Source organism: Rhizobium sp. RU36D, from assembly GCF_900176345.1.
GTDB lineage: Bacteria > Pseudomonadota > Alphaproteobacteria > Rhizobiales > Rhizobiaceae > Allorhizobium.
The window spans coordinates 54,931-79,666 of sequence record NZ_FWXU01000020.1 but is presented as its reverse complement, the minus strand read 5'-3'; the positions used below and the strand labels follow the sequence as shown (position 1 = coordinate 79,666).

Here is a 24,736-nt window from a genome sequence, read left to right as displayed (position 1 = left end):
GCTATTTTGCGAGGATCCGCGCCACATCCATGGCGAAATAGGTGAGGATGCCATCGCATCCGGCGCGCTTGAAGCAGAGCAGCGTTTCCAGCATGGCCCGCTCGCCGTCGATCCACCCATTGGCGGCGGCGGCCTTGATCTGGGCATACTCGCCCGAGACCTGATAGGCGAAGACAGGAAGGCCGAACGCCTCCTTCATCCGCCAGCAGATGTCGAGATAGGGCAGTCCCGGCTTGACCATCAGCATGTCGGCGCCTTCCTCGACGTCGAGCGCGGCATCGCGGATCGCCTCGGTGCCATTGGCCGGATCGATGTAATAGCTTTTCTTGTCGCCCTTCAGCAGCCCGCCGGTGGAGATCGCCTCGCGATAGGGACCGTAATAGCAGGAGGCGAACTTGGTCGCGTAGGACATGATGCCGACGGACTGGTGGCCGGCCGCATCCAGCCCGCGACGGATCGCGCCGACGCGCCCGTCCATCATGTCGGAGGGGGCAATGATATCGGCACCGGCATCCGCCTGCGTCACCGCGGCCCGGACGATCTGGTCCACGGTTTCGTCGTTGACGATTTCATTGCCGCGCAGAATGCCGTCATGGCCGTGGCTGGTGAAGGGATCGAGCGCCACATCGGTGATGATGCCGATATTGGGAACCGCCTTCTTGATCGCCGCCGTCGTGCGATTGATCAGGTTGTTGGCTTCGAGGATCTGCGAGCCGGTTTCGTCGCGCAGGTTCATTTCGATGTTGGGAAAGGTGGCGAGTGCTGGAATGCCGAGATCTGCTGCCTGGCGGGCGGCCTCCACCGCGCGGTCGATGGTCATCCGGTTTACGCCCGGCATGGCCGCAACCGGTTCCACGATGTTCTCTCCGGGTATGATGAAGATCGGCCAGATCAGGTCATCGACCGTCAACCGGTTCTCTTGCGTCAGCCGCCGGGTCCAGTCCGCCTTGCGGTTGCGGCGCATGCGCCGATGGCCGGTGATCTGATCGACTGGGTGGGTCTTGTCGTGCATCTGGTCCCAATCCTTCCGCTGCGGCTTGTGGAAAACGTGCATGCTCAATAGCATGTGGACCAGTCAATGCAAATTCGCCTGCCAGGATCGGTGACGAGCCATCTGGTCGCAGTCGTCAACGGGCCCTATCCTTCGCGCCATGGATCCTGATTCTCTCAACACGCCCAAGACGAGCCTCACCTATACCCTCTATGTGGTGTTCCTGCGGGTCGTTGCCGTGGCCTGCCTCTGGTTCAGCCTGCAATATTGGGCGATGCTGGTCGGCCTCAGCCTGCACGGACAGGGCCGTTTTGACCTGCTCAGCCTGCCTTGGCGGGCCGCGGCCTCCAGCCTTGCCGTCGTCTTTCCTGTTGCCGCCCTCGGGCTGTGGATGGCATCTTCGTGGGGACCTGTGATCTGGATGATCGGGGCAGGGGCCCAGATCCTGATGTATGGTTTTTGGTCAGATATGTTCGGCAGCAACAACCTTGTCATGCCCATGCACGGCCTCATCGCCGTCGTCTACGGGCTGTTTCGCCTGGCGCTGTGGCTGGAAAAGCGGCATCGCGATGAGACGATAAGGGTTGATTTACCCTGATCCACTCTCCGGCTCGGGTAATCCCTTGTTAAGCCTGCGTTTTAAATAGAATTTTATGCGCATTGGATATGGTCGGTCTCAAGGCGGGAAGAAACAACAGCCGCCAGACAAACAGTGAGGCAGACCAATGAACACCAAAATCAAGCCGCAGCCGGCCGTCGTCGATCCGCAGGAAGATGCGATCCGTTCTCTCTACATGGAATCCCTGCATCTGGTCGAGCGGCTGCATCGCCGTCTTCTCGATGTCATCAAGGACGAGTTCGACCGCCAGGGTCGCAGCGACGTCAATGCCGTGCAGGCACTGCTGCTCTTCAACATCGGCAATTCCGAACTGACCGCCGGCGAACTGCGCTCGCGCGGCTATTACCTCGGCTCGAACGTTTCCTACAACGTCAAGAAGCTCGTCGATCTCGGCTTCATCAACCACCAGCGGTCGCGCATCGACCGTCGCTCGGTTCGCATCAGCCTGACCAAGGAAGGCCAGGAAATCGCCGAGACGGTGGCCAAGCTCTACGATCGCCACATCGGTTCGATCCAGAAGGTCGGCGGCATCGGCACCAACGAGTTCACCGAAATGAACAAGTTGCTGCAGCGTCTCGACCGCTTCTGGAACGATCAGATCCTGTATCGTCTCTGACGCATACCGACCGGGCACGACATAGCGGCGTAATAGGGCATCTGGCCATATTACGCCCGCTGCCTCTTGGGCCGATCACGCCGTCAGTTTTCGAAGTCGTAGAAGGCCACGGTACACATCTTGTGCTTGCTGATCAGCCCGTAGATCGTGTGCTTTTGCAGCACACTGATACGTGTCCCGTTGAGCTCGACAATCACCCGGACCAACTGCTTGTTCGGAGGGTCCGTTCGGCAATAGGATGTCGATCCATCCAGATGCACGAACATGTCGAACTTTGAAGGAGCGGATTTCCCGTTTCCGTAGAATTCCAGCATCATTTTCCAGTCTCGCAAATCACCTCTAAGGCGCAAGCATACCGCGAGGCAGAGCACCCGAAAAGTTTCATTCGGCCAGTTTTGGCCCTCAAAACGGCATTCTGGCCTCTGTGCGTTGAAATGACTCGTGTATTTTTTAGGCTTCAACCGTCTCGCCGAGCGAAATCCCAAGGCGGGTGACTTCGCCCCCGATGCGATCACCTATCGGTGCTGTGCGCACACGCTTTTGTGAGCGCATTTGGGGAGACACGAATTGGCCATATTGATATGGGAGCGCCAGTGTCGTGTTGATGCTCGGTTCCGCCTGTGGTTGCGGGACGTCTCAGAAGGCCCTCAACGCCGCTGCGCGAGCATTTGTTAACCTTGTCGGCTTAAGCCTTGACGGGGTCTTGCAGGGAAGATGGTTGGAAAATGTCGGACAAGCTTTCGTTATCCCGTCGTGGTCTTTTGTTGGGAGCCGCCAGTGTCGGCGCCGCAGCGGTGGCTGGCCAGGCTTCCGCACAGTCGGCCATCCAGGACATCATCAATGCGCCGCGCCGCGGAAATTGGGATGACCAGTTCGACGCCAAGGCATCGCGGACCGCTGCAGCCGTGTCTTCGAACAATCCGGTCCTGAGCCCGAGCAACGTCGTCTATCTGCAGCAGGCCATCGCCGACTACCAGCAGATCGTCTCCGCAGGCGGCTGGCCGCAGGTCAATCCCTCCGTCAAGCTGCGGCTCGGCGCGACCGATCCCGCTGTCATGCAGCTTCGCCAGCGCCTGATGATCTCGGGCGACCTGCCGCAATCCGCTGGCATGTCCACGGCCTTCGATTCCTATGTCGATGCGGCCGTCAAGAAATTCCAGGCACGTCATGGCCTGCCGCAGGATGGCGTCATGGGTGAATACACCCTGAAGGCCATGAATGTTGGTGCCGATGTGCGCCTGATGCAGTTGACGACCAATTACGATCGCCTGCAGAAGACACCGACGGATCTCGGTCGCCGTTATGTCATGGTCAACATCCCGGCCGCTTATGTCGAAGCCGTCGAAAATGGTCGCGTGGCCCTGCGCAACACCGCGGTTGTCGGCCGTATCGATCGCCCCACGCATGCGATCAACTCCAAGATCTACGAAGTTATCCTGAATCCGTATTGGACGGCGCCGCGCTCGATCGTCGAAAAAGACATCGTGCCGCTGATGCGCAAGGACCCGACCTACCTTGCGCGCAACAATATCAGGCTGATCGACGGCAAGGGCAACGAAGTGGCCCCCGAGACGGTGGACTGGCATGCGCCGAAGGCGCCGAACCTGATGTTCCGTCAGGACCCCGGCAAGATCAACGCCATGTCCTCCACCAAGATCAACTTCCACAACCCCAACAACGAATACATGCACGACACGCCCCAGCAGGGCCTGTTCAACAAGCTTATGCGCTTCGAGTCGTCGGGCTGCATGCGCGTGCAGAACGTGCGCGACCTGGTCACGTGGTTGTTGAAGGAAACGCCGGGCTGGAACCGCCAGGAAATCGAGCGGGTCATCACGTCGCGCCAGAACAACCCGATCAAGCTTGCCGAGGAAGTGCCGGTCTACATCGTCTACATCACGGCCTGGTCGGCGACGGATCGCATCGTTCAGTTCCGCGATGACATCTACCAGCTTGACGGCAACAATCAGTTGGCGCTGCAGACCACTGCCGGCATAGAGCCGATTTCCGGATCTGTGGACGACGACCTTCTGCCGCGTTGATCCGCAGGAACCGACTGCCAATCAAAGGCCGCTCCGACCCCGGGGCGGCCTTTTGCGTTCCCGGCTCCGCTCAGCAAAAACCGGCGACAGGATCGGCGAAAAGGGGTATGGTGACGGCAATCCATGATTGAGGAAGGCACGTCCATGCGTAGTTCCGCCATCGTCGATTTTAGGGGTCGAAGCGGTTTTGTCCGCGGCCCGGCTTGCGGTGCAAGCGTGATAGTGCCAAAAATAATCCGAATATTTAATGGTTTTTCACGCCTGGCCGCATTTCCGGGAGATTTTAATGGATAAGCATTCGATCGATAACGATATTCCCGTGGCTGCGCTTGAAGGCAGCCTCAAGGATTACACGGTGCCCGTGGGCCCTGATCTCGTGGCCCGAACGGGCGGCTTCTTCGACTGGCAGGATCTGCGGCGACACCACGGATTGTGGCCCTATGCGCGCTCAACGGAGTCCGCGCCAAAAACCTATTGCAGCGTGCGCACGGATAGCGGACAGGCGGTGGAGGGCGTAAATTTTGCCTCACAGGACTATCTGAGCCTTTCTTCCCATCCACATCTCAAAGACGTGGCCATCGAGGCCATCAAGGCCTATGGCGTGCACAGCGCCGGGTCCGGCGCCCTGCTCGGCAACACCGCCAACTCCCTTGCTCTGGCGCGCAAGCTTTCCGATTTTCTGGAAGGCAAGGAGGTGGTGCTCTACCCCACCGGTTGGTCGGCCGGCTTTGCCTCCGTGCAGGGTTTCGTGCGGCGCGATGACCATGTGGTCATGGATGTCCTGACCCATTCCTGCCTGCAGGAAGGCGCACGTGCAGCGACGCCCAATGTGCACCAGTTCGGCCACCTGAATTGCTATGGTCTCGGCCGCCGCCTCAAGCAGATCCGGGAAAAGGACAAGCAGGCGGGCATTCTGGTCGTCACCGAAAGCCTGTTCTCGATGCATTCGGATGTGCCAGATTTCGAGACCATGCGGGCGCTCTGCGATGAATATGGCGCAACGCTGCTGGTCGACTGCGCCCATGACTTCGGCGCCATGGGTCGGGATGGCCTCGGCAATCTGGCAACCGCCGGCATGCTGGACGCCGCCGACGTGCTGATCGGCAGCTTTTCAAAGACTTTCGCCTCAAACGGCGGGTTTGTTGCGGTGAAGGGCAGGGCGGCCGCCGAATACCTCAAATATTTCAGCGCGACCCACACCTTCTCCAATGCCCTCTCACCGGTGCAGGCCGCGACCGTCAGCGCCGCCGTGGATATCGTGCGCTCGCCGGAAGGCGCTCAGTTGCGCGAGCGGCTAATGGACAACATCCTCTATCTTCGCCGTCGCATGGGAGAGGCTGGTCTGCAGACCCTCGGCGAGCCCTCCGCCATCGTGCCCGTGCGTGTCGGTCAGGAAGCGCTGGGTCGCCTGGTCTCCGGTCTGTTGCCGCGCTATGGCGCAATCGCCAATCTCGTCGAGTATCCGGCCGTGCCGCGCGGAGATTCTCGCTTCCGCTTCCAGGTGATGGCTGGCCACACCCATGAGGATGTCGACAAGGTCGTGAAGGCCCTGTCGGACGCCATGGGCGAGGGTGCCTTGCATGTCGGTGCCCTCTCAGGGCGCGTGGTGCAGGCGGTCTAAGGTCGTCGAATTTACATTTCTGCAACGATTGGTCGTTGCAGAAATTACGTTTTCAATCAAAGGGATATAATTTGTGCCGCGTTTTGGGCTTTCTGCGGCACAGCGGTAATGGGGAGGACACGATTTACCAATTGACAAGCTTTCTGGCCGAAAATGGTTCGGATGCAGAAAGGGGGGTTCATGATGACCCTTATGAACTGGCTACATGCAGCGATTGAATGGCTGACGCCAGGACCGCTGAAAGATGATGTGCACACGCGCAAGCGTGTCCGCATGTTTATCATCAGCCATACATTCGGCCCGATCACCGGCGCCCCCATTCCGTTGAGCCTATATTTCCTCGATCCCGCGCCCTGGCCGCATGTGCCGATCCTTGGCGCCTCGATCATGGGCTTCTGGCTGTTTCTGCCGCTGCTGAAGATATTCCCGCGCCACTACACGCTGCTCGCGCTGATTTCGATCCTCAACCTGAACTTCGCGATGCTCTGGGGATCTTTCCACTACGGTGGCGCCAGCTCCCCCTTCCTGATCTGGTATTCCCTGATGCCGGTCCTCGCCTTCTTCTATCTCGGCGCCTCGATGGTCGCGCGGCTGGCGGTGTTTTCGCAGGTGGTGGTTGGACTCGGCCTTTTCACTCTTGGCTATGTGCTATCGGGCGAAAGCTTCCCGGTTCATATCCCGCTGGAAAATATGGTCTATGCCGGCATGATCTCGGCATTCAGCGCCACGACCTATGCTTTTTTCATGGCGGTCTATTATTCCAGCGTGGTCGATAGCCAGTCCGAACTGATCAAGGAAATCAGCCGCCACGAACACACCCTGGCGGAACTGACCATCGCCCAGAAAAACATGGAAATCACGAACCGGGCGCTGCAATGGTCCAAGAACCTGGCCGAAGCGCGCAACCTAGAACTGGAGCGTACCAAGGCGAGCCTCGAATACAATGCGCTGCATGATGCCCTGACCGGCCTGCCCAACCGGCGCTACCTGGACCAGCATCTCTCCAAGCTCGGCCAGTCCGGTGGCCTCGGCAAGCGCGGCGTGGCCTTGCTGCATGTGGATCTCGACCGCTTCAAGCAGATCAACGATACGCTCGGGCATGTCGCCGGTGACGAGATGCTGAGCCACGTCGCGCGGCTGCTGAAGTCCTCGGTGGGCGAGGATGATTTCGTCGCCCGCGTCGGTGGCGATGAGTTTATCGTCGTCTCCCTGCTGGAGCCCCACGAGTCCGAAGCCCTGTCCGACAAGGCGGAGCAACTGATCGAAAAGATCCGCCAGCCCGTGCCGTATCAGGGACATCTCTGCCGCCTAGGTGCAAGCATCGGCATCGCGGTGGACACCGGCACCCAGATCGATGCGAAGAGCCTGCTGGTGAATTCCGATATTGCGCTTTACCGCGCCAAGGAACGCAGCCGCGGCAGCAGCGAGTTCTTCTCGGCTGAAGTGCAGCTCGAGATCATCAACAACAAGCGCATCGCCGATGACATCCTGCGCGGCATCGAGCAGCAGGAGTTCATCACCCACTATCAGCCGCAATTCGACGCAGCGAGCCACGATATCGTCGGTGTGGAAGCGCTGGTGCGCTGGAACCATCCGTCCAAGGGGGTGCTCAGCCCCTTCTCGTTCCTGAAGATCGCCGAGGACCTGAACGTCCTCAATCAGATCGACCGCATGATCATGGATCGCGCGCTTGTCGACTTCGCGCGCTGGGAAACGCTGGGTCTGGCCATCCCCAAGGTTGCGGTCAACGTCTCCGCCCGCCGCCTCAAGGATCGCGAGCTTCTGGACAGTCTCGCCAATCGCAATCTGAAGCCCGGTTCACTCGCGTTTGAACTGGTCGAATCGGTGTTCCTCGACGAGACAGAGGAGTCGATCGCGCACAATATCGAAGGTCTCAAGGCCCTTGGCATCGAGATCGAGATCGACGATTTCGGCACCGGCTATGCCTCGATCGTCAGCCTGCTGAAGCTGAACCCCAAGCGGTTGAAGATCGACCGCCAGTTCGTCGCACCGATCCTGACCTCGCCGGAAAAGCGTCGCCTGGTCTCCTCCATCATCGACATGGGCAAGTCGCTCGGCATCGAAGTGGTCGCCGAGGGGGTCGAAACCATGGAACAGGCGCGCATCCTGAACGAACTCGGCTGCGATGTTCTCCAGGGCTATGCCTTCGCCAAGCCCATGCCGGCTGAAAGCCTGGAGATCTTCGTCCGTCAGCATGTTGCCACACCCCGCATCCTGACCTCTGGAAAGGTGGCCCAGCCGCGTGGCCACTAAAACAGGCCTAGCGAGTTGCAATACGACATGCCGGAGAACAGAACCCAGGCGCTGGAAGCGGCTCTGAATGAGCGCGCCGCCTCATGTCGATGATAGGCAAAGCCCGGTGATCGCGTTATGAGGGGCCATCCTCACACGCATGCAGGGTAGACTATGATATCTGCGGACCGTTTTTCTGCTTGTTTTCCCGTTCTTCGGCTGGTGGCAGCGCTGCTCTTCCTGCTGCTGCCCGTTGGCGTTTTCGCGCAGCAGCAGCCTTCGGTCGATCAGCGGATTGCAGTCTGGAACCAGACGGCGACACGGGCGGAAGAGGCGTTGAAAACCGGTCTTGCCTCCACCTCGGCCTTTGAGCTGCTGCGGCAGGAACTGGCCGGACAGCGCGCCGAAGCGGAAGCGATGATCGGTTCCGGCAATGTGCTGGTGCGCTCCTTGAATGCCCGCATCGGTGCGCTGGGGCCGCCGCCCGGCAAGGACCAGACGGAACCGGAGCCGGTTGCCGCTGTGCGCAAGCAATTGACGGATGAACTTGCGGCTGCGGAAGCGCCTGTTATTGCCGCAAGGCAGGCACAGGCACGCGCCAACGTGTTGATCGAGACGATCGACGCCCTGGTGAGGTCACGCGAGACGACGGACTTGCTGATGCGGTCGCCGTCACCGCTGCTGCCGTCCAGCTGGTTGGCTGCCTTTTCCGATTTTGATCGCTACGCGGAGGAAATCGCGCTCGAATTCCGTCGAACGGTCGGTCTCAGGGGTGGCGTGGACGTCTACATGGAGGAACGCCTCATCCCCGGGCTGGCGCTTCTGCTGGCCACCCTGCTGGGGCCTTTGGTGCTCGGGCATCTGCTGTTGCGCTGGCTGGAGCGGCGGGCGGGTCGCGAAACCCGGATGCGGCGCTACGTCATCAATGTCACTGTCATCCACCTGCTGCGACTGACGCTGTCGCTGGCGGCCATGGCGCTCATCATCTCGGCCTATCTGCTGATCGATATCGCGACGGGTGCCACGGAGCATCTCGGTGGCTCCATTCTTGTCCTGACCTTCATGCTCCTTGTGGCCAATTGGCTGGGCAATATCCTGTTTTCGCCGCGCCAGGCCCGCATGCGCCTGGTCGCTCTATCAGATAGTGCGGCACGACACAGCTACCTGCTGAGCCTGGCCTTCGGCCTGGCTGTCGGACTGGAGGCGCTGGCGACCGGCGCCCAGGCGGATTTCGTGTTTTCGCCGGGGGGCAAGTCTGTGCTCTCGGCCCTCATCGTGGTGCTTGGAAGCCTCGTGCTGTTTGGCTTGTCGCGCGTGCTGCTCGCTGCCGACGGCCTGAATGAGGGTGTCGCGCCTGACGACGACCAGCATGTCATCAGCCGCGGTTTCGTCGTGTTGATCGCGCGGGCCATGCAGGTGGCCGCTATTCTGGCGCTTGCCTGCGGCGCCATCGGCTACGTTCCGCTGGCAAGCCAGGTGCTGCTGCCGACCGTCACCTCGCTTGCCCTGTTCGGCCTTGCCTACATCCTGCACCACGCGACCATGTCGGCCATCCAGCTTTTCGAGGATGAGGACAAGGTTTCCTCCTCCCTGATGCCCATCGCGATTGCCGCTGTCATCACCTTGGCCTGCATGCCTCTCTTGGCGCTGATCTGGGGCGCCCGTCTGTCCGATCTGTCCGAGACGTGGAGATTGCTAAGCCTCGGCTTTGACCTCGGTGGCACGCGGATCTCGTTCAAGGTCTTCGTCGTCCTGGCGCTGGTATTCCTCATCGGCCTGTTCGTGACCCGCTGGCTGCAGCGTGTCGTCGCGGTCGTCGTGCTGCCCAAGACCCGCATTGATGCCGGTGGCCGCAATGCCATCTCGACGGGGCTGGGCTATGTCGGGGTCACAATCTCGGCGCTGATCGCGATATCGGCCGCGGGCCTCGACCTGTCCAACCTCGCCATCATTGCCGGTGCGCTCTCGGTCGGCGTCGGCTTCGGCATGCAGGCCGTGGTGTCGAACTTTGTCTCCGGCATCATTCTCCTGATCGAGCGGCCGATCAAGGAAGGCGACTGGATCGAGGTATCGGGCCATTCCGGCATCGTGCGCAAGATTGCTGTGCGCTCCACCCGGATCGAGACCTTCGATCGGCACGATGTCATCATCCCGAATTCGCAGCTGATTGCCGGCACCGTCATGAACATGACCCTCAGCTCGCACACCGCCCGGCTGGTCATTCCCATCACGCTGCCGTCAAGGGATAATCTCGAGAAGGCCAAGGGTGTTCTCCTGGAGGCTGTCAAGGAGCGGAGCGACCTCTTGTCATACCCCGCGCCAGAGGTGCTCTTGATCCGCATGGCGGATAAGGCGCTTGATCTGGAACTGCATTGCTTCCTCCGCGACGTCACCACGACGGCCGCCACCCGCTCGGCTATCCTCTATGCCGTGTCGGAAGGTTTTGCGCGCGAGGGCATCTAGCAAGCGACGCTGGAAACATGATGGCGCGGCCTGACATGGCCTTGGGGGTGCGACACACCGTTCTTTGATGGGCAAATGTCGCGTCTCTATATTGCCCTCATCCCGAGGGGGCGGTAAGACGCTGCTCGCATCATTCCAGTCCAGGAGCCGCTAATGTCGAACACCGATGCTTTCTTCTCCCGCCCGCTTTCCGAAGTCGATCCGGACATTTTCGGTGCGATCGAAAAGGAACTCGGTCGGCAACGGCACGAGATCGAACTGATCGCATCTGAAAACATCGTCTCGCGCGCCGTGCTCGAAGCCCAGGGCTCGATCATGACCAACAAGTATGCCGAGGGCTATCCGGGCAAGCGCTATTACGGCGGCTGCCAGTTCGTCGATATCGCGGAAGAGCTCGCCATCGAGCGCGCCAAGAAGCTATTCGGCGTCAATTTCGCCAACGTTCAGCCGAATTCCGGTTCGCAGATGAACCAGGCCGTGTTCCTGGCGCTGCTGCAGCCGGGCGACACCTTCATGGGCCTCGACCTGAACTCGGGTGGCCACCTGACCCACGGTTCGCCGGTCAACATGTCCGGCAAGTGGTTCAACGTCGTCTCCTACGGCGTGCGCGAGGAAGACCACCAGCTCGACATGGACGAAGTTGCCAAGAAGGCCGAGCAGCACAAGCCGAAGCTGATCATCGCCGGCGGCACGGCCTATTCCCGTATCTGGGACTGGAAGCGTTTCCGCGAGATCGCCGACAGCGTTGGCGCCTATCTCATGGTCGACATGGCCCATATCGCCGGTCTCGTTGCCGGTGGCCAGCATCCGTCGCCGTTCCCGCACTGCCATGTCGCGACCTCCACGACGCACAAGTCGCTCCGCGGCCCGCGCGGCGGCATGATCCTCACCAATGACGAGGATCTGGCGAAGAAGTTCAACTCGGCCGTCTTCCCGGGTCTCCAGGGCGGCCCGCTGATGCATGTCATCGCCGCCAAGGCCGTTGCCTTTGGCGAGGCGCTGAAGCCCGAGTTCAAGGACTACGCGGCTCAGGTCGTCAAGAATGCCAAGGCGATGGCCGATACGCTGATCAGCCATAACCTTGATATCGTTTCCGGCGGCACCGACAACCACCTGATGCTGGTTGACCTGCGCAAGAAAAACGCGACCGGCAAGCGGGCTGAAGCCGCCCTTGGCCGCGCCTACATCACCTGCAACAAGAACGGTATTCCCTTCGACCCCGAAAAGCCGTTCGTCACGTCTGGCGTTCGCCTCGGCACGCCGGCCGGCACGACCCGCGGCTTTAAGGAGGCCGAGTTCAAGGAAATCGGCAACCTGATCGTCGAAGTCCTTGATGGCCTGAAGGTTGCCAATTCCGACGAGGGCAATGCTGCCGTTGAAGCGGGCGTGCGCGACAAGGTGGTGAAGCTGACGGAACGCTTCCCGATGTACCCCTACATGTAAGGTGAAAGCCGGATGCGCTGCCCCTTCTGTGGATCTGACGATACCCAGGTCAAGGATTCCCGGCCGGCGGAGGATAACACCTCCATCCGCCGGCGGCGCATCTGTCCCGATTGCGGTGGTCGCTTCACGACCTTCGAGCGCGTGCAATTGCGCGAGCTCATGGTGATCAAGAAAACCGGGCGGAAGGTTCCTTTCGCCCGGGACAAGCTGGTGCGATCCTTCGAGATTGCGCTGCGCAAGCGCCCTGTGGATCGCGACCGCATCGAGCGCGCTGTCTCCGGCATCGTCCGCCGTCTGGAAAGCTCGGGCGAAACGGAAATCTCATCGGAAGAAATCGGCCTGCAGGTCCTCGAAGCGCTGAAGAGCCTGGATGACGTCGGCTTCGTCCGCTACGCCTCGGTGTATCGCGACTTCTCCCATGCCGAGGATTTCGAGCACGTGATCGCCGAGATCAATGCCAAGATTTCCCGCGACAGCGGCGCGGAGTCCTGACGCTTATGTCCGCCATGCCGGGCGATGAGGCCTTCATGGCGGAAGCGATCGCGCTTTCGCTAACCCATCTCGGGCAGACCTCGACCAATCCGTCCGTGGGCTGCATCATCGTGCGTGACGGCATCGTCGTCGGGCGCGGCGTCACGGCCGTGGGTGGTCGCCCCCATGCGGAAACCGAGGCGCTGGCCGAGGCCGGCGAGCAGGCGAGGGGGGCAACGGTTTATGTCACTCTGGAGCCATGCTCCCATCACGGCCGCACGCCGCCCTGCGCCAACGCTCTCATCGCCGCCGGCGTTTCGCGCGTGGTCGTCAGCGTTATCGATCCGGATGAGCGGGTTTCAGGGCGCGGACTGCAAATCCTGCGCGATGCCGGCATCACAGTTGAAACTGGGCTGCTGGAAACCGAGGGCCGCCGTGCGCTGGCCGGCTATCTCACCCGCAAGATCAAGCATCGCGCCCATGTCACCTTGAAACTGGCGGTGTCCTCCGATGGCATGATCGGCCGCAAGGGCGAGGGTCAGGTCGCCATAACAGGTCCGGCTGCCCGTCAACAGGTGCACCGGATGCGCGCCGAGACAGACGCCATCCTGATCGGCATCGGCACCGCGCTTGCCGATGATCCTGAACTGACGGTGCGGTTACCCGGGTTGGAGGCTCGTTCTCCGGTTCGGATCGTGCTGGATAGGCGACTGGAACTACCGCTGACTTCGAAACTGGTTAGGACGGCGCGGGAGGTGCCGGTGGTGGTGGTGACGGATACCTCGACGCAGGTTAAACTTTTAACCCAGGTACCCCCCTCTGTCCTGCCGGACATCTCCCCCTCAAGGGGGGAGATCAGCGTGCCGATGTCGCTCGCTTCAACGACCACTGAAATGCTGGTCGAGGCAGGCAGCCTCAGCGAGTCGATCTCCCCCCTTGAGGGGGAGATGTCCGGCAGGACAGAGGGGGGTATCCGCGCCGCAACTCCTGAGGTTGCCGGTTCAAACCTTTCTTTTGAGGTGAGCGTCGGCCACGGGTCGATCTCCCTCCATGTGGGGGAGATGTCCGGCAGGACAGAGGGGGGTATCCAAGCCGCAACTCCCGAGGAAGCCGGTTCAAACCCTTCTTTTGAGGCGAGCGTGGGCCACGGGTCGATCTCCCCCCTTGTGGGGGAGATGTCCGGCAGGACAGAGGGGGGCATCCACGCCGCAACTCCCAATGACGCCGGTCCAAACCTTTCTTTTAAGGCGAGCGTGGGCCACGGGTCGATCTCCCCCCTTGAGGGGGAGATGTCCGGCAGGACAGAGGGGGGTATGCACACCGAAACTCTCGACAACTTCTCCCGCCGCCAAGCCGTGCTGCAAAGCGCAGGGGTCGAAGTACTCAAGGCCAGTAGCCTTGGCGAGTTTCTCGAAGCCCTCGCCAGCCGTGACATCTCCACCTTGATGGTCGAGGGAGGCGCTTCGGTCGCCAAGGCCTTCCTGGCAGCGGGTCTGGTCGACCGCATCATCCTCTTCACCGGTCCGGGGGAAATTGGCGCGCAGGGCATTGCATCCCCGGTGACCGGCACCAATATACCAGCCGGATTTACACACTATCGATCCGAGACCTACGGTCCCGATCGCTGCGATTATTTCGAAAGAGACCTCTGATGTTTACTGGCATTGTCACCGATATCGGCACGGTCGAGGCCGTCACCCCGCTCAAGGAAGGGGTGAAGCTGAGGGTCCAGACCCATTATGATCCCGCCACCATCGACATCGGTGCGTCGATCGCCCATTCAGGCGTATGCCTCACGGTCACGGCCTTGCCGGCAGAGGGAAGCAATCAGCGCTGGTTTGAGGTCGAAGCCTGGGAAGAGGCGCTGCGGCTGACCACGATTGGATCCTGGACGGCCGGCACGCCGATCAACCTCGAACGCTCGCTCAAGATCGGCGATGAGCTGGGCGGGCATATCGTGTCGGGGCATGTCGATGGCAAGGCGGAGATCATCTCGGTCAAGTCCGAAGGCGATGCGACGCGTTACACCCTGCGGGTGCCGGAGCATCTGGCCCGCTTCGTCGCGCAGAAGGGTTCGGTCGCGCTTGATGGTACCTCTCTAACGGTCAATGCCGTCGAAGGTTGCGATTTCGATGTCCTGCTGATCCGGCATACGCTTGAAGTGACCACCTGGGGCGGTCGCAAGGCCGGCGATTTCGTCAACTTCGAAGTCGATACCATGGCGCGCTATGCGGCCCGTCTGGCAGAGTTTCCCGCGCCGAAGGTGTGATGGACGTGTCACCCAGAAAAAATGCCGGCCCATGATTTCGGGCCGGCATTTTTATTTGAACGATCTGCGTTATCGCACAGCGATCAGGTCTTCTTCCTCATCGCGCTGGTGTCCGCCGAAAGCGGCAGCGGCGCTGGAAATAAAGGCCCCGATCACCAGCGACAGGGCTCCGACGAGAGCTGCGGCACTGGCGGCCTGGCGTGCATCGTCGGCGGCCTGTTGTGCTGCGACCTTCGCATCATTGATCGCGGTGAGGGTGGCATCGACCCGCGCTTCGGCATCCGCTTGCGACAGGCCGGTGCGCGTGGCGACGACTTGCGCCAGATAGGTGCGATCGGCCTGGGGCATTTCGCCGGCGGTCGCACTGTTCACCAGGATGCGGCCCACCTCTGCAGTGACGCGCTCGTCATTGCCCTCTGCCGGTGGTGTCGCGGCCGCAGGGCGCAGAAGCGAGTCGGTGAAATAGTCGAGCGAAAAGCCTGAGTTCTCCGTCGTACTCTCAGTCATGGCTGTTGCCGCAGCAACGCCAGTACCGGCAGCGGTTGCGGTCGCCTGGACGCCGGTATTGATGACCGACGATACGGCAGACGAAAGAACGCCAGCCACAAAAAGCGTGCCGATGCCCCATGCCAGAAAGCCGTGCGCGGTATCGCGGAAAAACACTTCGTCAGTTCGGAGGCCGGCCCAGCGGGTGCGAAGCCGCCCCGTCAGATAGCCGCCGATGCCGGCCGACAACCACTGCACCACGATCAGGAACGCGGCCGCAGCAGCGCCGATCGTCGCGAGTGAGCTGGACTGTCCAGACCACGGGGAAACCATGGTCAGACCCAGTCCGGAGCCGACCAGCAACAGCACGACCGAGGTCGATGCGGCTGCGACTGCGCCGGCGATCACGGGTCCCCATGATACGGCCGAGGCGGCGGATTCAACGGGAATCAGGCCCGTCGATTGAGATGTTGGAAGCGTCATATGGACGACCTATCGCCAGAACAGCATGATGAGGATGATGACCGGGATCGGAACCCCAAGAAACCAAAGCAAGATACCGCGACCCATGATGTCCTCCTGTCAGGGGTGACCCCTGCGTTGTTGCACTGTCGCTGCCATCCGGCAGCCCTCGAAGAACACGGTTTCGCCCGTTTGGTTCCATCCGACCGCCATAATTGGATGATGCGGCCGCGGGTCGCATGGCTGCTTTTGTGTCGGCTGGCCTAAAAAAGCTTGCCAAGGTCAATCCGGCGTGGTTTGACCGCGTTTTGTCCGACGCGCCTTGCTGCCGCGCGCATTTGGGGTTCTCAGATCATGCCTTCGAAGACATCCGCACCGCATCTCCTGATTGTCGAAGCACGCTTTTATGACGACATGGCCGACGCCCTTCTTGAAGGTGCGCGCATGGCGCTCGAGGAAGCCGGCGCGACTTTCGACGTCGTGACGGTGCCAGGCGCGCTGGAAATCCCGGCGGCCATCGCCATGGCGCTTGACGGCGCCGACGAAGGCGGCACGCCCTATGACGGGTTCGTGGCGCTGGGCATGGTCATCCGCGGCGAAACCTATCATTTCGACATCGTCGCCAACGAATCCTCGCGCGCCCTGATGGATCTTGCGGTCTCCGAGTCGCTCGCCATCGGTAACGGCATCCTCACCGTCGAAAACGACGAGCAGGCCTGGGCACGTGTGCGCCGTTCGGACAAGGACAAGGGCGGCTTTGCCGCGCGCGCCGCGCTGACCATGATCGCGCTCAAGCAGAAGCTGGCGGGCTGATCCATGACCGCGGACGACAACAAGCCAGTGGTCAAGACGGCCAACCAGCGCGGCGCAGCGCGCCTTGCCGCCGTGCAGGCGCTCTACCAGATGGATATCGGCGGTTCCGGCGTGCTCGAAGTGGTCGCCGAATACGAGACCCATCGGCTGGGCCAGGAAATCGACGGCGACACCTATCTGAAGGCCGATGCCTCCTGGTTTCGCTCCATCGTCGCCGGCGTCGTGCGCGATCAGCTGAAGATCGACCCGATCATCAGCAGCGCGTTGCAGGACGATTGGATGCTGTCGCGCATCGACAGCACGGTGCGCGCCATCCTGCGTGCCGGTACGTTCGAACTCTTGGAACGCAAGGATGTCCCGGTGGCCGTCATCGTGACGGAATATGTCGAGATCGCCCACGCCTTCTTCGGTGAGGAAGAGCCCAAGCTGGTCAATGCCGTGCTGGACCGGATCGCAAAGCAGGTCAGGGCGGCGCCCAAGAAGTAAGACAAAGGCTGGAGCCGGCACGAGATGACCAATGACACCCTTGCCATCGACGGCCAGTTGAAAAGCGCCAAGCGCAACGTCTTCATTCTCACCTCGGCACAGGCGATCCTAGGGGCCGCCGCGCCGCTGAGCATTTCCATCGGCGGCCTTGCCGGCTTTCAGTTGCTCGGCGCCGACAAGTCTCTCGCGACCGCGCCGGTCACCGGCTTCAATCTCGGCGTGGCGCTCGGCGCCATCGTTGCGGCTGCGATTTCTCGGATCGTTGGAAACCGGGAAGGTTTCATCATCGGTGCCTTGCTGGGTGCCGCAGGTGGAGCGGTCGCGACCATCGCCCTGTTTCAATCCAATTTCTGGCTGTTTGCCATCGGCCTGATGATGATCGGCCTTTCCGGCGGCTTCACCCAGAAGATCCGCTTCGCCGCCGCCGATGCATCGCCGAGCTTCTACAAGGGCAAGGCGATTTCCTGGATTCTGGCGGGCGGCATCGTCTCCGCCATTGTCGGCCCCCAGCTTGCCATCTGGCTCAAGGATGCCTTCGCACCCGTCACCTTTGCCGGGGCTTTCGTTGCGCTGATCCCGTTGATGCTAGTCGCGATCGGCATCTTGTCATTCCTCCGCCTTCCGCAGATGGCGGGCAAGACTGGGGTGAACGGTGAGGCGGCACGGCCTCTGCTCGCCATCATCACCACGCAGCGGTTTGCCACCGGCATGATCTGCGGCGTCGGCTCCTATGCGCTGATGTCCTTCGTCATGACCGGCGCGCCGCTGGCCATGGTCGTCGGCTGCGGCTATTCCACCGACATGGCAACACTCGGCATCCAGTGGCACGTTATCGCCATGTTCGCGCCGAGCTTCTTCACCGGCATGCTGGTGTCGCGCTTTGGGCCGGAAAAGGTGGTGGCGGCCGGGCTCGTGATCTTCCTCGCCTGCGCGGTCGTGGCCCATATGGGCATCGAGCTCTGGAACTTCTGGGGCGCGCTGGTGCTGCTCGGCATCGGCTGGAACTTCGGCTTCATCGGCGCCACCGCAATCGTCGCGTCCAGCTACCGGCCGCATGAGGCAAACAAGGTCCAGGGCTTCCACGACATCATCCTGTTCGGCACGGTGGCCCTGTCGTCCTTCTCGTCGGGCAAGGTCTTCAACGCCTTCGGCTGGGACGTGATGAACATGCTGATTTGGCCGATTGCGATCGGCTGCCTGCTGCTGCTCATGCTGCAGATGCGCTCCAGCCTGCCGAAGGCTGCGTGATACCCGCAAAAATCAAGAGAATTGCGGGGCTTGACGCCGCGACATCATGAACGCAATCTCGCCCGGGAGTTGGATAAGCCCAGGAGGGGGCGAGTCCCGCTAAGGGAACTAGCGTCCCGTACATGACGTGCGGGCGATAAGGAGGAATGCGGGAATGACAGTTATTGTAGGCGTTATTATTTGCGGTTTGCTGTCGGTGGCCTATGCCGCCTGGGCGACCCAGTCGGTGCTGGCCGCCGACCAGGGCAATGCCCGCATGCAGGAAATCGCCGGTTATATTCGCGAAGGCGCGCAGGCTTATCTTGCGCGGCAATACATGACCATCGCCATTGTCGGCGTCGTGGTCTTCATCGGAACATGGCTGCTTTTGTCGGGGACTGCGGCCATCGGCTTCCTCATCGGTGCCGTCCTGTCCGGAGCGGCTGGCTTCATCGGCATGCACGTCTCCGTGCGCGCCAATGTTCGCACCGCGCAGGCCTCGTCCCAGAGCCTTGCCGCCGGTCTTGATATCGCCTTCAAGTCGGGCGCGATCACCGGCATGCTGGTGGCTGGCCTGGCGCTTCTCGGCGTCGCCATCTACTACTTCATCCTGACATCCCTGATGGGTCACGCCACCGGCTCGCGCGTCGTCATCGATGCGCTCGTGGCGCTGGGTTTCGGCGCGTCGCTCATCTCCATCTTCGCCCGCCTGGGTGGCGGCATCTTCACCAAGGGCGCCGATGTGGGCGGGGACCTCGTAGGCAAGGTCGAAGCCGGTATTCCGGAAGACGACCCGCGCAACCCGGCAACCATCGCAGACAATGTCGGGGACAATGTCGGCGACTGCGCCGGTATGGCGGCAGACCTGTTTGAAACCTATGCGGTGTCGGTCGTCGCCACGATGGTCCTGGCCGCAATCTTCTTTGCAGGCTCGGCGACCCTTGATGTCACGATGGTCTATCCGCTCGCAATCTGCGGCGCCTGCATCATTACCTCCATCATCGGCACCTTCTTCGTCAAGCTCGGCGCCAATGGCTCCATCATGGGCGCCCTGTACAAGGGGCTGATCGTCACCGGCATCCTGTCGATCCTGGGACTTGCCGCGGCAACCTCGCTCACCATCGGCTGGGGCTCGATCGGCGATGTGGATGGCCAGGCGGTCACCGGCAAGAACCTGTTCTTCTGCGGCGTGCTCGGCCTCGTCGTGACCGCCCTGATCGTCGTGATCACCGAATACTACACCGGCACCAACAAGCGGCCGGTGAACTCCATTGCCCAGGCTTCCGTAACGGGACATGGCACCAACGTCATCCAGGGTCTGGCTGTTTCCCTGGAGTCAACCGCACTGCCGGCCATCGTCATCGTCGGCGGGATCATCTTTACCTACCTGCTGGGCGGCCTTTTCGGCACGGCCATCGCTGTTACCACCATGCTTGGTCTTGCCGGGATGATCGTGGCGCTCGACGCCTTCGGCCCGGTAACAGACAATGCCGGCGGCATCGCCGAGATGTCGGAACTTCCCCCTGAAGTCCGCAAGACCACCGACGCGCTGGACGCGGTCGGAAACACCACCAAGGCCGTCACCAAAGGCTATGCGATCGGCTCGGCCGGTCTCGGCGCCCTCGTGCTGTTTGCCGCCTATGCCAATGACCTCCGGTATTTCGCCGCCAATGCGACGCAATATCCCTATTTCGAAGGTATCGGCGAAATCAATTTCGACCTGTCCAACCCCTATGTGGTTGCCGGCCTGATCTTCGGCGGCCTCATCCCTTACCTCTTCGGAGGCATTGCCATGACGGCGGTCGGCCGTGCGGCCGGTTCGATCGTGGAAGAAGTCCGCCGCCAGTTCAAGGAAAAGCCTGGCATCATGCAGGGCACCGAACGGCCGGACTATGGTCGCGCCGTGGATATGCTGACCAAGGCGGCGATCCGCGAAATGATCATTCCGTCCTTGCTGCCGGTGCTCGCACCCCTCGTCGTGTATTTCGGCGTGCTGGTGATTTCCGGCTCCAAGGCGTCCGCCTTCGCGGCTCTTGGTGCCTCGCTGCTCGGCGTGATCGTCAACGGCCTTTTCGTGGCGATCTCCATGACCTCAGGCGGGGGCGCCTGGGACAATGCCAAGAAGAGCTTTGAGGATGGCTTCGTCGACAAGGACGGCACCCGTCACATGAAGGGCTCGGATGCCCACAAGGCGTCGGTGACGGGCGATACCGTCGGTGACCCCTACAAGGACACGGCCGGTCCGGCCGTCAACCCGGCCATCAAGATCACCAACATCGTGGCCCTGTTGCTGCTGGCCGTGCTGGCGCACTGATCAGGTTTACGACGCAAAAGAAAGGCCCGCGGAAATCGCTTTCCGCGGGCCTTCGTATAGAAAGAAGTGCGGCTCTTACATGCCGCCGAACATGTTGCGCACGCTGTTTGCCGCACCGGCGGTGCCGCCCGCCAGAATCTGCTGCAGGAATGTAAGGTCCTTGCCGCCGGTCGGAGTGGTGCGTGAAATCGTATCGAACAGCTTGCCGTCCTGCATGGTGTAGTTCGCACGCTGGCTCACCACGCCCTCCTTGTCGAAATAGATGGCCAGCACCTGCTGGTCGACGAGGCGCGGCTTCATGAAGGCCGCCGAACGCGTGCGCTGCTGCGAGATGTAGTAGAACACTTCGCCGTCGAAGGTCGCCGTGGTTGACGGCGTTCCAAGCGACAGCAGAACCTGTTCGCGGCTCGAGCCCACAGGCACGAGTTCAAGCGCCTGCTTGTCCACGACATAGCCGTTATGGAAGACCTCGCCGGTGGTGCATCCCGCCAGGCCAGTGGTGGAAACGACCAGCGCCACCGCGGCAACCCTCAGGATATTCCTGTCCGAACTGTAAAACCGCATTCCCAAAGACACGTCTCCCATAACGCTTGGCTCGCGCAGATGCCGCGAGGAAACTCTACTCCACACGAATGTGGCCATTCCGCGATGCATGCGCCCTGGCAAGTGGCCAGCCAGCTGTTTTTCGCTGAAGTGTGGGAAATAGCGCAACGGCACGGCGGCCGTCAAACGCCGTCGGGTTCCCACGACAGGCATTGCAATTCACGTCTGCTTCGGTAAACCAGCTTTTAAAATCATGCAACAAGGCCGGGATGCGCCAGCCCGCTTCCCCCGCCAAATCTGGAAGAATAAATGATCTTCGGGTTCTTTCGCCAGAAAAGACACAACCAGATCATCGTCCACCGGCAGTATGAAGCCTTGACCGGGGTGGCCCGCCAACCCGTGTTTTATCTGGCGATGGATGTCCCTGATACCGTGATGGGCCGATTCGAACTGCTGTCGATCGTCATGATCCTGTTTTTCCGGCGTACCCGCAGCGCCGAGACCAGCGGCCAGGAGCTGGCGCAGGAAATAGTCGATGCCTTCTTCCAGGATATCGACCACTCCATCAGGGAGCTCGGGATTGGTGACCAGGGTGTGCCCAAGCGCATGAAGAAACTGGCCGGCATGTTCTACGGCCGGCTGGAATCTTATGCGGCGGCACTCGATCAAAGAGACGTGCAGCAATTGGCGGCGGCCCTTCGCCGCAATATATATCCTGAAACCAGCGAAGACGGGCACGACATGGGTCTGCTCGCCGACTGGATGATGAAGACAGACGAGGCGCTGGCCGCGATGCCGGGAGAACTTCTTGAGACGGGGTCGCTGAGATTTCCAGTGCCTGGAGGTGCATGATGAAAAAGACCGAGGCGCCCACGGGCGATCGTCCGCCATTTTCCTATCTGGTGAAGGTAGGCCATATCTCCGTCAATCCGGTCACGGTTCGCATCGAGGCCGATGCAACGGAGCGAGATGGACTGGCGCGCCTCTGGAAGGTCGAGGCGGTCAACGGCCTGTCGGCTGAATTGCAGATCGCCCGCTGGAAGAAGGACGGCGTGCGGATCCGCGGGCGTCTGAAGGGTGAGATCACGCAGGCCTGTGTCGTTTCGCTCGAGCCTGTCGTGACGACCTTGAACCAGGAGGTCGACCAGATCTTCGTGCCGGAGGGTTCCAAGCTGGCGCGCATCGTCACGGACGAAAGCGGTGAGATGGTGCTGGATCCCGATGGTCCCGATCTTCCCGAGACCTTCGTCGGCGACACGATCGATGCCGGCGCGCTGGTTGCGGAATTCGCCGCGCTGGACATCGACCCCTATCCGCGCAAGCCGGGCGCCGAACTGCCAGCGGCCCTTGGTGAGGAAGCAGTGGAACCCAAGCGGCCTTCGCCCTTCGCCGTGTTGAAAGACTGGAAAGACAAATAAATCCAGGAAAACCCATCGGACTTTGGCCACAAACCAGTTGTACGGGACCGCGAAAACGGTATTTTGGCCGAAATTTCGCCGGTAAGCGAAAAACAAGGATCAGGCGAGCGTGGTCAGAATTTCTCTCGATGTGATGGGCGGCGATTTCGGTCCCGAGGTCGTCATTCCCGGTGCGGCAAAAGCGCTTGAGCGACATCCGGATGTGACGTTCCTGCTCTACGGGCAGAGGGCCAAGATCGAGCCGCTTCTGGCTTCCTATCCGAAATTGAAGGAAAAATCGGTATTTCATGACTGCGAAGTCGCGGTCACAATGGATGAGAAGCCAAGCCAGGCTCTTCGCCGTGGCCGCTACGTGTCGAGCATGTGGCGCAGCATCGAGGCGGTCAAGACCGGCAATGCCGATGTCGTTGTCTCAGCCGGAAACACCGGCGCCCTGATGGCTATGGCCAAGTTCTGCCTGCGCACCATGGCCACGATCGAGCGGCCGGCAATTGCGGCGATCTGGCCGACATCGACGGGCGAAAGCATCGTGCTCGATGTCGGCGCCACCATCGGCGCCGATGCCCAGCAACTGCTCGATTTTGCCCTGATGGGCGGCGCCATGGCGCGGGCTCTCTTCGAAATCGAGAAGCCCTCGGTTGGCCTCCTGAATGTCGGTGTCGAAGAGATCAAGGGCCAGGAAGAGGTTAAGGAGGCCGGGCGTCTCATTCGCGAAGCCGGGCTGGACACGATCGAATATTACGGCTTTGTCGAAGGCGACGACCTGGGCAAAGGCACGGTCGATGTCGTCGTCACCGAAGGCTTCACCGGCAATATCGCGCTGAAGACGGCCGAAGGTACGGCCAAGCAGATCGCGGAATATCTGCGCGCAGCCATGTCGCGCACGCTGCTGGCACGCATTGGTTACCTCTTTGCCAAGGCGGCCTTCGATCGGCTGCGCGAAAAGCTCGACCCGAGCAAGGTCAATGGCGGCGTGTTCCTCGGCTTGAACGGGATCGTCATCAAGAGCCATGGCGGCGCCACCGCCGAGGGCTTTGCCGCGGCCATCGAGGTCGGCTACGACATGGCCCGCAACGGCCTGACCCAGAAAATAGAAAACGACTTGAAACGATATCATGCACGTCACTCGTCCAGTGCTGGACCCGAAGCGGCATGATCGACGGGGTGTAATGCAAATGATTCGTTCTGTGGTGCGCGGTTTCGGGGCATCGCTCCCGAAGCGGGTGGTGACCAATCGTGACTTGGAAGATCTGGTCGAGACATCCGACGAATGGATCGTGCAGCGCACCGGTATTCGTCAGCGCTATATCGCCGGGGACGGCGAAACCACGGCTTCCCTTGGAGAGGCTGCGGCGCGCGAGGCGCTCGACCGAGCGGGCCTGACGCCCGATGACATTGATCTGATCATCGTCGCGACCTCAACACCGGACAATACCTTTCCTGCGACGGCCGTGAACATTCAGAACCGGCTCGGCATGCGCCACGGCTTTGCCTTTGACCTGCAGGCTGTTTGCACCGGCTTCGTCTACGCTCTGTCGACCGCCGATCTCTATATTCGCGGCGGCATGGCCAAGCGCGTGCTGGTCATCGGCGCCGAGACCTTCTCGCGAATCCTCGACTGGAAGGACCGCACGACCTGCGTCCTGTTCGGCGACGGTGCCGGCGCGCTGGTGCTGGAAGGAGTGGAAGGCGAGGGGACTGTGGCCGATCGCGGCGTCCTGACATCGCAACTGCGCTCCGATGGTATCAACAAGGACAAGCTTTATGTCGATGGCGGCCCATCGACGACGGGCACGGTCGGCCATCTGCGCATGGAAGGCCGCGAAGTGTTCAAGCATGCGGTCGGCATGATCACCGACGTGATCGAGGCGGCCTTCGATGCCACCGGTACCAAGGCTGACGACATTGACTGGCTGGTGCCGCACCAGGCCAACAAGCGCATCATCGACGGTTCGGCGAAGAAGCTCGGCATTCCCTTGGAGAAGGTCGTCGTGACGGTGGATCTGCACGGAAACACCTCGGCGGCATCCATCCCGCTGGCACTGGCTGTGGCTGCCGGCGATGGCCGCATCAAGGAGGGCGATCTCCTGATGCTGGAAGCGATGGGCGGCGGCTTTACCTGGGGTGCGATCCTGCTGCGCTGGTGATAGCAAATCGAAATTGAGGATGTTGAACAAGCGCTTGACCGCTGTGGTCAAC

Annotated in this window: 22 protein-coding genes and 1 pseudogene; 19 read left to right on the top strand and 4 right to left on the bottom strand. The window is 61.3% G+C overall.

Features of this window, described 5'->3' with window-relative positions:
• Position 1: 1 nt before the first annotated feature.
• Entirely contained in the window at positions 2–1,012 is a 1,011-nt protein-coding gene (gene hemB / locus B9A97_RS21125; protein WP_084367840.1) for a porphobilinogen synthase, read from the bottom strand.
• A gap of 139 nt (positions 1,013–1,151) precedes the next feature.
• Here hemB and B9A97_RS21120 point away from each other — a divergent pair, with 139 nt between their 5' ends.
• Complete coding sequence (locus B9A97_RS21120; RefSeq protein WP_084367798.1) at positions 1,152–1,589, top strand: DUF6163 family protein; 438 nt, start codon at positions 1,152–1,154, stop codon at positions 1,587–1,589.
• Between the two features lie 127 nt (positions 1,590–1,716).
• Entirely contained in the window at positions 1,717–2,226 is a 510-nt protein-coding gene (locus B9A97_RS21115; RefSeq protein ID WP_084367797.1) for a transcriptional regulator LdtR, read from the top strand.
• A gap of 83 nt (positions 2,227–2,309) precedes the next feature.
• Here B9A97_RS21115 and B9A97_RS21110 read toward each other — a convergent pair whose 3' ends face one another.
• Positions 2,310–2,543, bottom strand: a complete 234-nt coding sequence (locus B9A97_RS21110; RefSeq protein ID WP_143530635.1) for a hypothetical protein — start codon at positions 2,541–2,543, stop codon at positions 2,310–2,312.
• Positions 2,544–2,951: 408 nt separating this feature from the next.
• Between B9A97_RS21110 and B9A97_RS21105 the strand changes: the two genes are divergently transcribed.
• The 9 genes and pseudogenes from B9A97_RS21105 to B9A97_RS21065 all read left to right on the top strand — a co-directional run bounded on the left by B9A97_RS21105 (position 2,952) and on the right by B9A97_RS21065 (position 14,788).
• A complete protein-coding gene (locus B9A97_RS21105) occupies positions 2,952–4,268 on the top strand; it encodes a L,D-transpeptidase family protein (RefSeq protein WP_084367795.1) in 1,317 nt (438 codons plus the stop codon).
• Positions 4,269–4,554: 286 nt separating this feature from the next.
• Positions 4,555–5,889 carry an aminotransferase class I/II-fold pyridoxal phosphate-dependent enzyme gene (locus B9A97_RS21100; RefSeq protein ID WP_143530633.1) on the top strand — a complete coding sequence of 445 codons (1,335 nt, stop codon included), beginning with the start codon at positions 4,555–4,557 and terminating at the stop codon, positions 5,887–5,889.
• Between the two features lie 180 nt (positions 5,890–6,069).
• A complete protein-coding gene (locus tag B9A97_RS21095) occupies positions 6,070–8,163 on the top strand; it encodes a putative bifunctional diguanylate cyclase/phosphodiesterase (protein ID WP_244564303.1) in 2,094 nt (697 codons plus the stop codon).
• Between the two features lie 153 nt (positions 8,164–8,316).
• Complete coding sequence (locus tag B9A97_RS21090) at positions 8,317–10,605, top strand: DUF3772 domain-containing protein (protein WP_084367792.1); 2,289 nt, start codon at positions 8,317–8,319, stop codon at positions 10,603–10,605.
• 153 nt (positions 10,606–10,758) lie between these two features.
• Complete coding sequence (gene glyA, locus B9A97_RS21085) at positions 10,759–12,048, top strand: serine hydroxymethyltransferase (protein ID WP_084367791.1); 1,290 nt, start codon at positions 10,759–10,761, stop codon at positions 12,046–12,048.
• Between the two features lie 12 nt (positions 12,049–12,060).
• A complete protein-coding gene (gene nrdR, locus B9A97_RS21080; RefSeq protein WP_084367790.1) occupies positions 12,061–12,540 on the top strand; it encodes a transcriptional regulator NrdR in 480 nt (159 codons plus the stop codon).
• Positions 12,541–12,545: 5 nt separating this feature from the next.
• Positions 12,546–13,463: pseudogene (ribD, locus tag B9A97_RS21075) on the top strand (bifunctional diaminohydroxyphosphoribosylaminopyrimidine deaminase/5-amino-6-(5-phosphoribosylamino)uracil reductase RibD); the annotation flags it as partial.
• 3 nt (positions 13,464–13,466) lie between these two features.
• Positions 13,467–14,171: a RibD family protein gene (locus B9A97_RS30415; protein ID WP_348532419.1), complete on the top strand. Its 705-nt coding sequence runs from the start codon at positions 13,467–13,469 to the stop codon at positions 14,169–14,171.
• The gene (locus B9A97_RS21065; RefSeq protein WP_084367789.1) at positions 14,171–14,788 is read left to right on the top strand and encodes a riboflavin synthase; all 618 of its coding nucleotides are present in this window, start codon (positions 14,171–14,173) and stop codon (positions 14,786–14,788) included. Before B9A97_RS30415 ends, B9A97_RS21065 begins: the two co-directional genes overlap by 1 nt.
• A 69-nt stretch (positions 14,789–14,857) precedes the next feature.
• Here the strand turns inward: B9A97_RS21065 and B9A97_RS21060 are convergent, their stop codons facing one another.
• Positions 14,858–15,757, bottom strand: coding sequence for an HU family DNA-binding protein (locus B9A97_RS21060; RefSeq protein WP_084367788.1), 900 nt, complete (start codon positions 15,755–15,757; stop codon positions 14,858–14,860).
• Positions 15,758–16,090: 333 nt separating this feature from the next.
• On the opposite strand from B9A97_RS21060, the gene ribH reads away from it, so the two are divergent.
• The 4 genes from ribH (at position 16,091) to B9A97_RS21035 (ending at position 20,576) form a co-directional block, all read left to right on the top strand.
• Complete coding sequence (ribH, locus tag B9A97_RS21050; RefSeq protein ID WP_084367786.1) at positions 16,091–16,549, top strand: 6,7-dimethyl-8-ribityllumazine synthase; 459 nt, start codon at positions 16,091–16,093, stop codon at positions 16,547–16,549.
• Between the two features lie 3 nt (positions 16,550–16,552).
• On the top strand, positions 16,553–17,035 hold the full coding sequence (nusB, locus tag B9A97_RS21045; protein ID WP_084367785.1) for a transcription antitermination factor NusB: 483 nt from the start codon (positions 16,553–16,555) through the stop codon (positions 17,033–17,035).
• A gap of 24 nt (positions 17,036–17,059) precedes the next feature.
• Positions 17,060–18,283 carry an MFS transporter gene (locus B9A97_RS21040; protein ID WP_084367784.1) on the top strand — a complete coding sequence of 408 codons (1,224 nt, stop codon included), beginning with the start codon at positions 17,060–17,062 and terminating at the stop codon, positions 18,281–18,283.
• 154 nt (positions 18,284–18,437) lie between these two features.
• Entirely contained in the window at positions 18,438–20,576 is a 2,139-nt protein-coding gene (locus tag B9A97_RS21035; RefSeq protein WP_084367783.1) for a sodium-translocating pyrophosphatase, read from the top strand.
• Between the two features lie 75 nt (positions 20,577–20,651).
• Here B9A97_RS21035 and B9A97_RS21030 read toward each other — a convergent pair whose 3' ends face one another.
• Positions 20,652–21,140 carry an outer membrane protein assembly factor BamE gene (locus tag B9A97_RS21030; RefSeq protein WP_143530631.1) on the bottom strand — a complete coding sequence of 163 codons (489 nt, stop codon included), beginning with the start codon at positions 21,138–21,140 and terminating at the stop codon, positions 20,652–20,654.
• A gap of 288 nt (positions 21,141–21,428) precedes the next feature.
• On the opposite strand from B9A97_RS21030, the gene B9A97_RS21025 reads away from it, so the two are divergent.
• From B9A97_RS21025 to B9A97_RS21010, 4 genes are all read left to right on the top strand, one after another.
• Positions 21,429–21,971: a ubiquinol-cytochrome C chaperone family protein gene (locus B9A97_RS21025; RefSeq protein ID WP_084367782.1), complete on the top strand. Its 543-nt coding sequence runs from the start codon at positions 21,429–21,431 to the stop codon at positions 21,969–21,971.
• On the top strand, positions 21,971–22,537 hold the full coding sequence (locus tag B9A97_RS21020; RefSeq protein ID WP_084367781.1) for a YceD family protein: 567 nt from the start codon (positions 21,971–21,973) through the stop codon (positions 22,535–22,537). The genes B9A97_RS21025 and B9A97_RS21020 overlap by 1 nt, the downstream gene beginning before the upstream one ends.
• A gap of 109 nt (positions 22,538–22,646) precedes the next feature.
• Complete coding sequence (plsX, locus tag B9A97_RS21015) at positions 22,647–23,693, top strand: phosphate acyltransferase PlsX (RefSeq protein WP_084367780.1); 1,047 nt, start codon at positions 22,647–22,649, stop codon at positions 23,691–23,693.
• Between the two features lie 19 nt (positions 23,694–23,712).
• Positions 23,713–24,684 carry a beta-ketoacyl-ACP synthase III gene (locus B9A97_RS21010; RefSeq protein WP_084367837.1) on the top strand — a complete coding sequence of 324 codons (972 nt, stop codon included), beginning with the start codon at positions 23,713–23,715 and terminating at the stop codon, positions 24,682–24,684.
• Positions 24,685–24,736 lie beyond the last annotated feature (52 nt).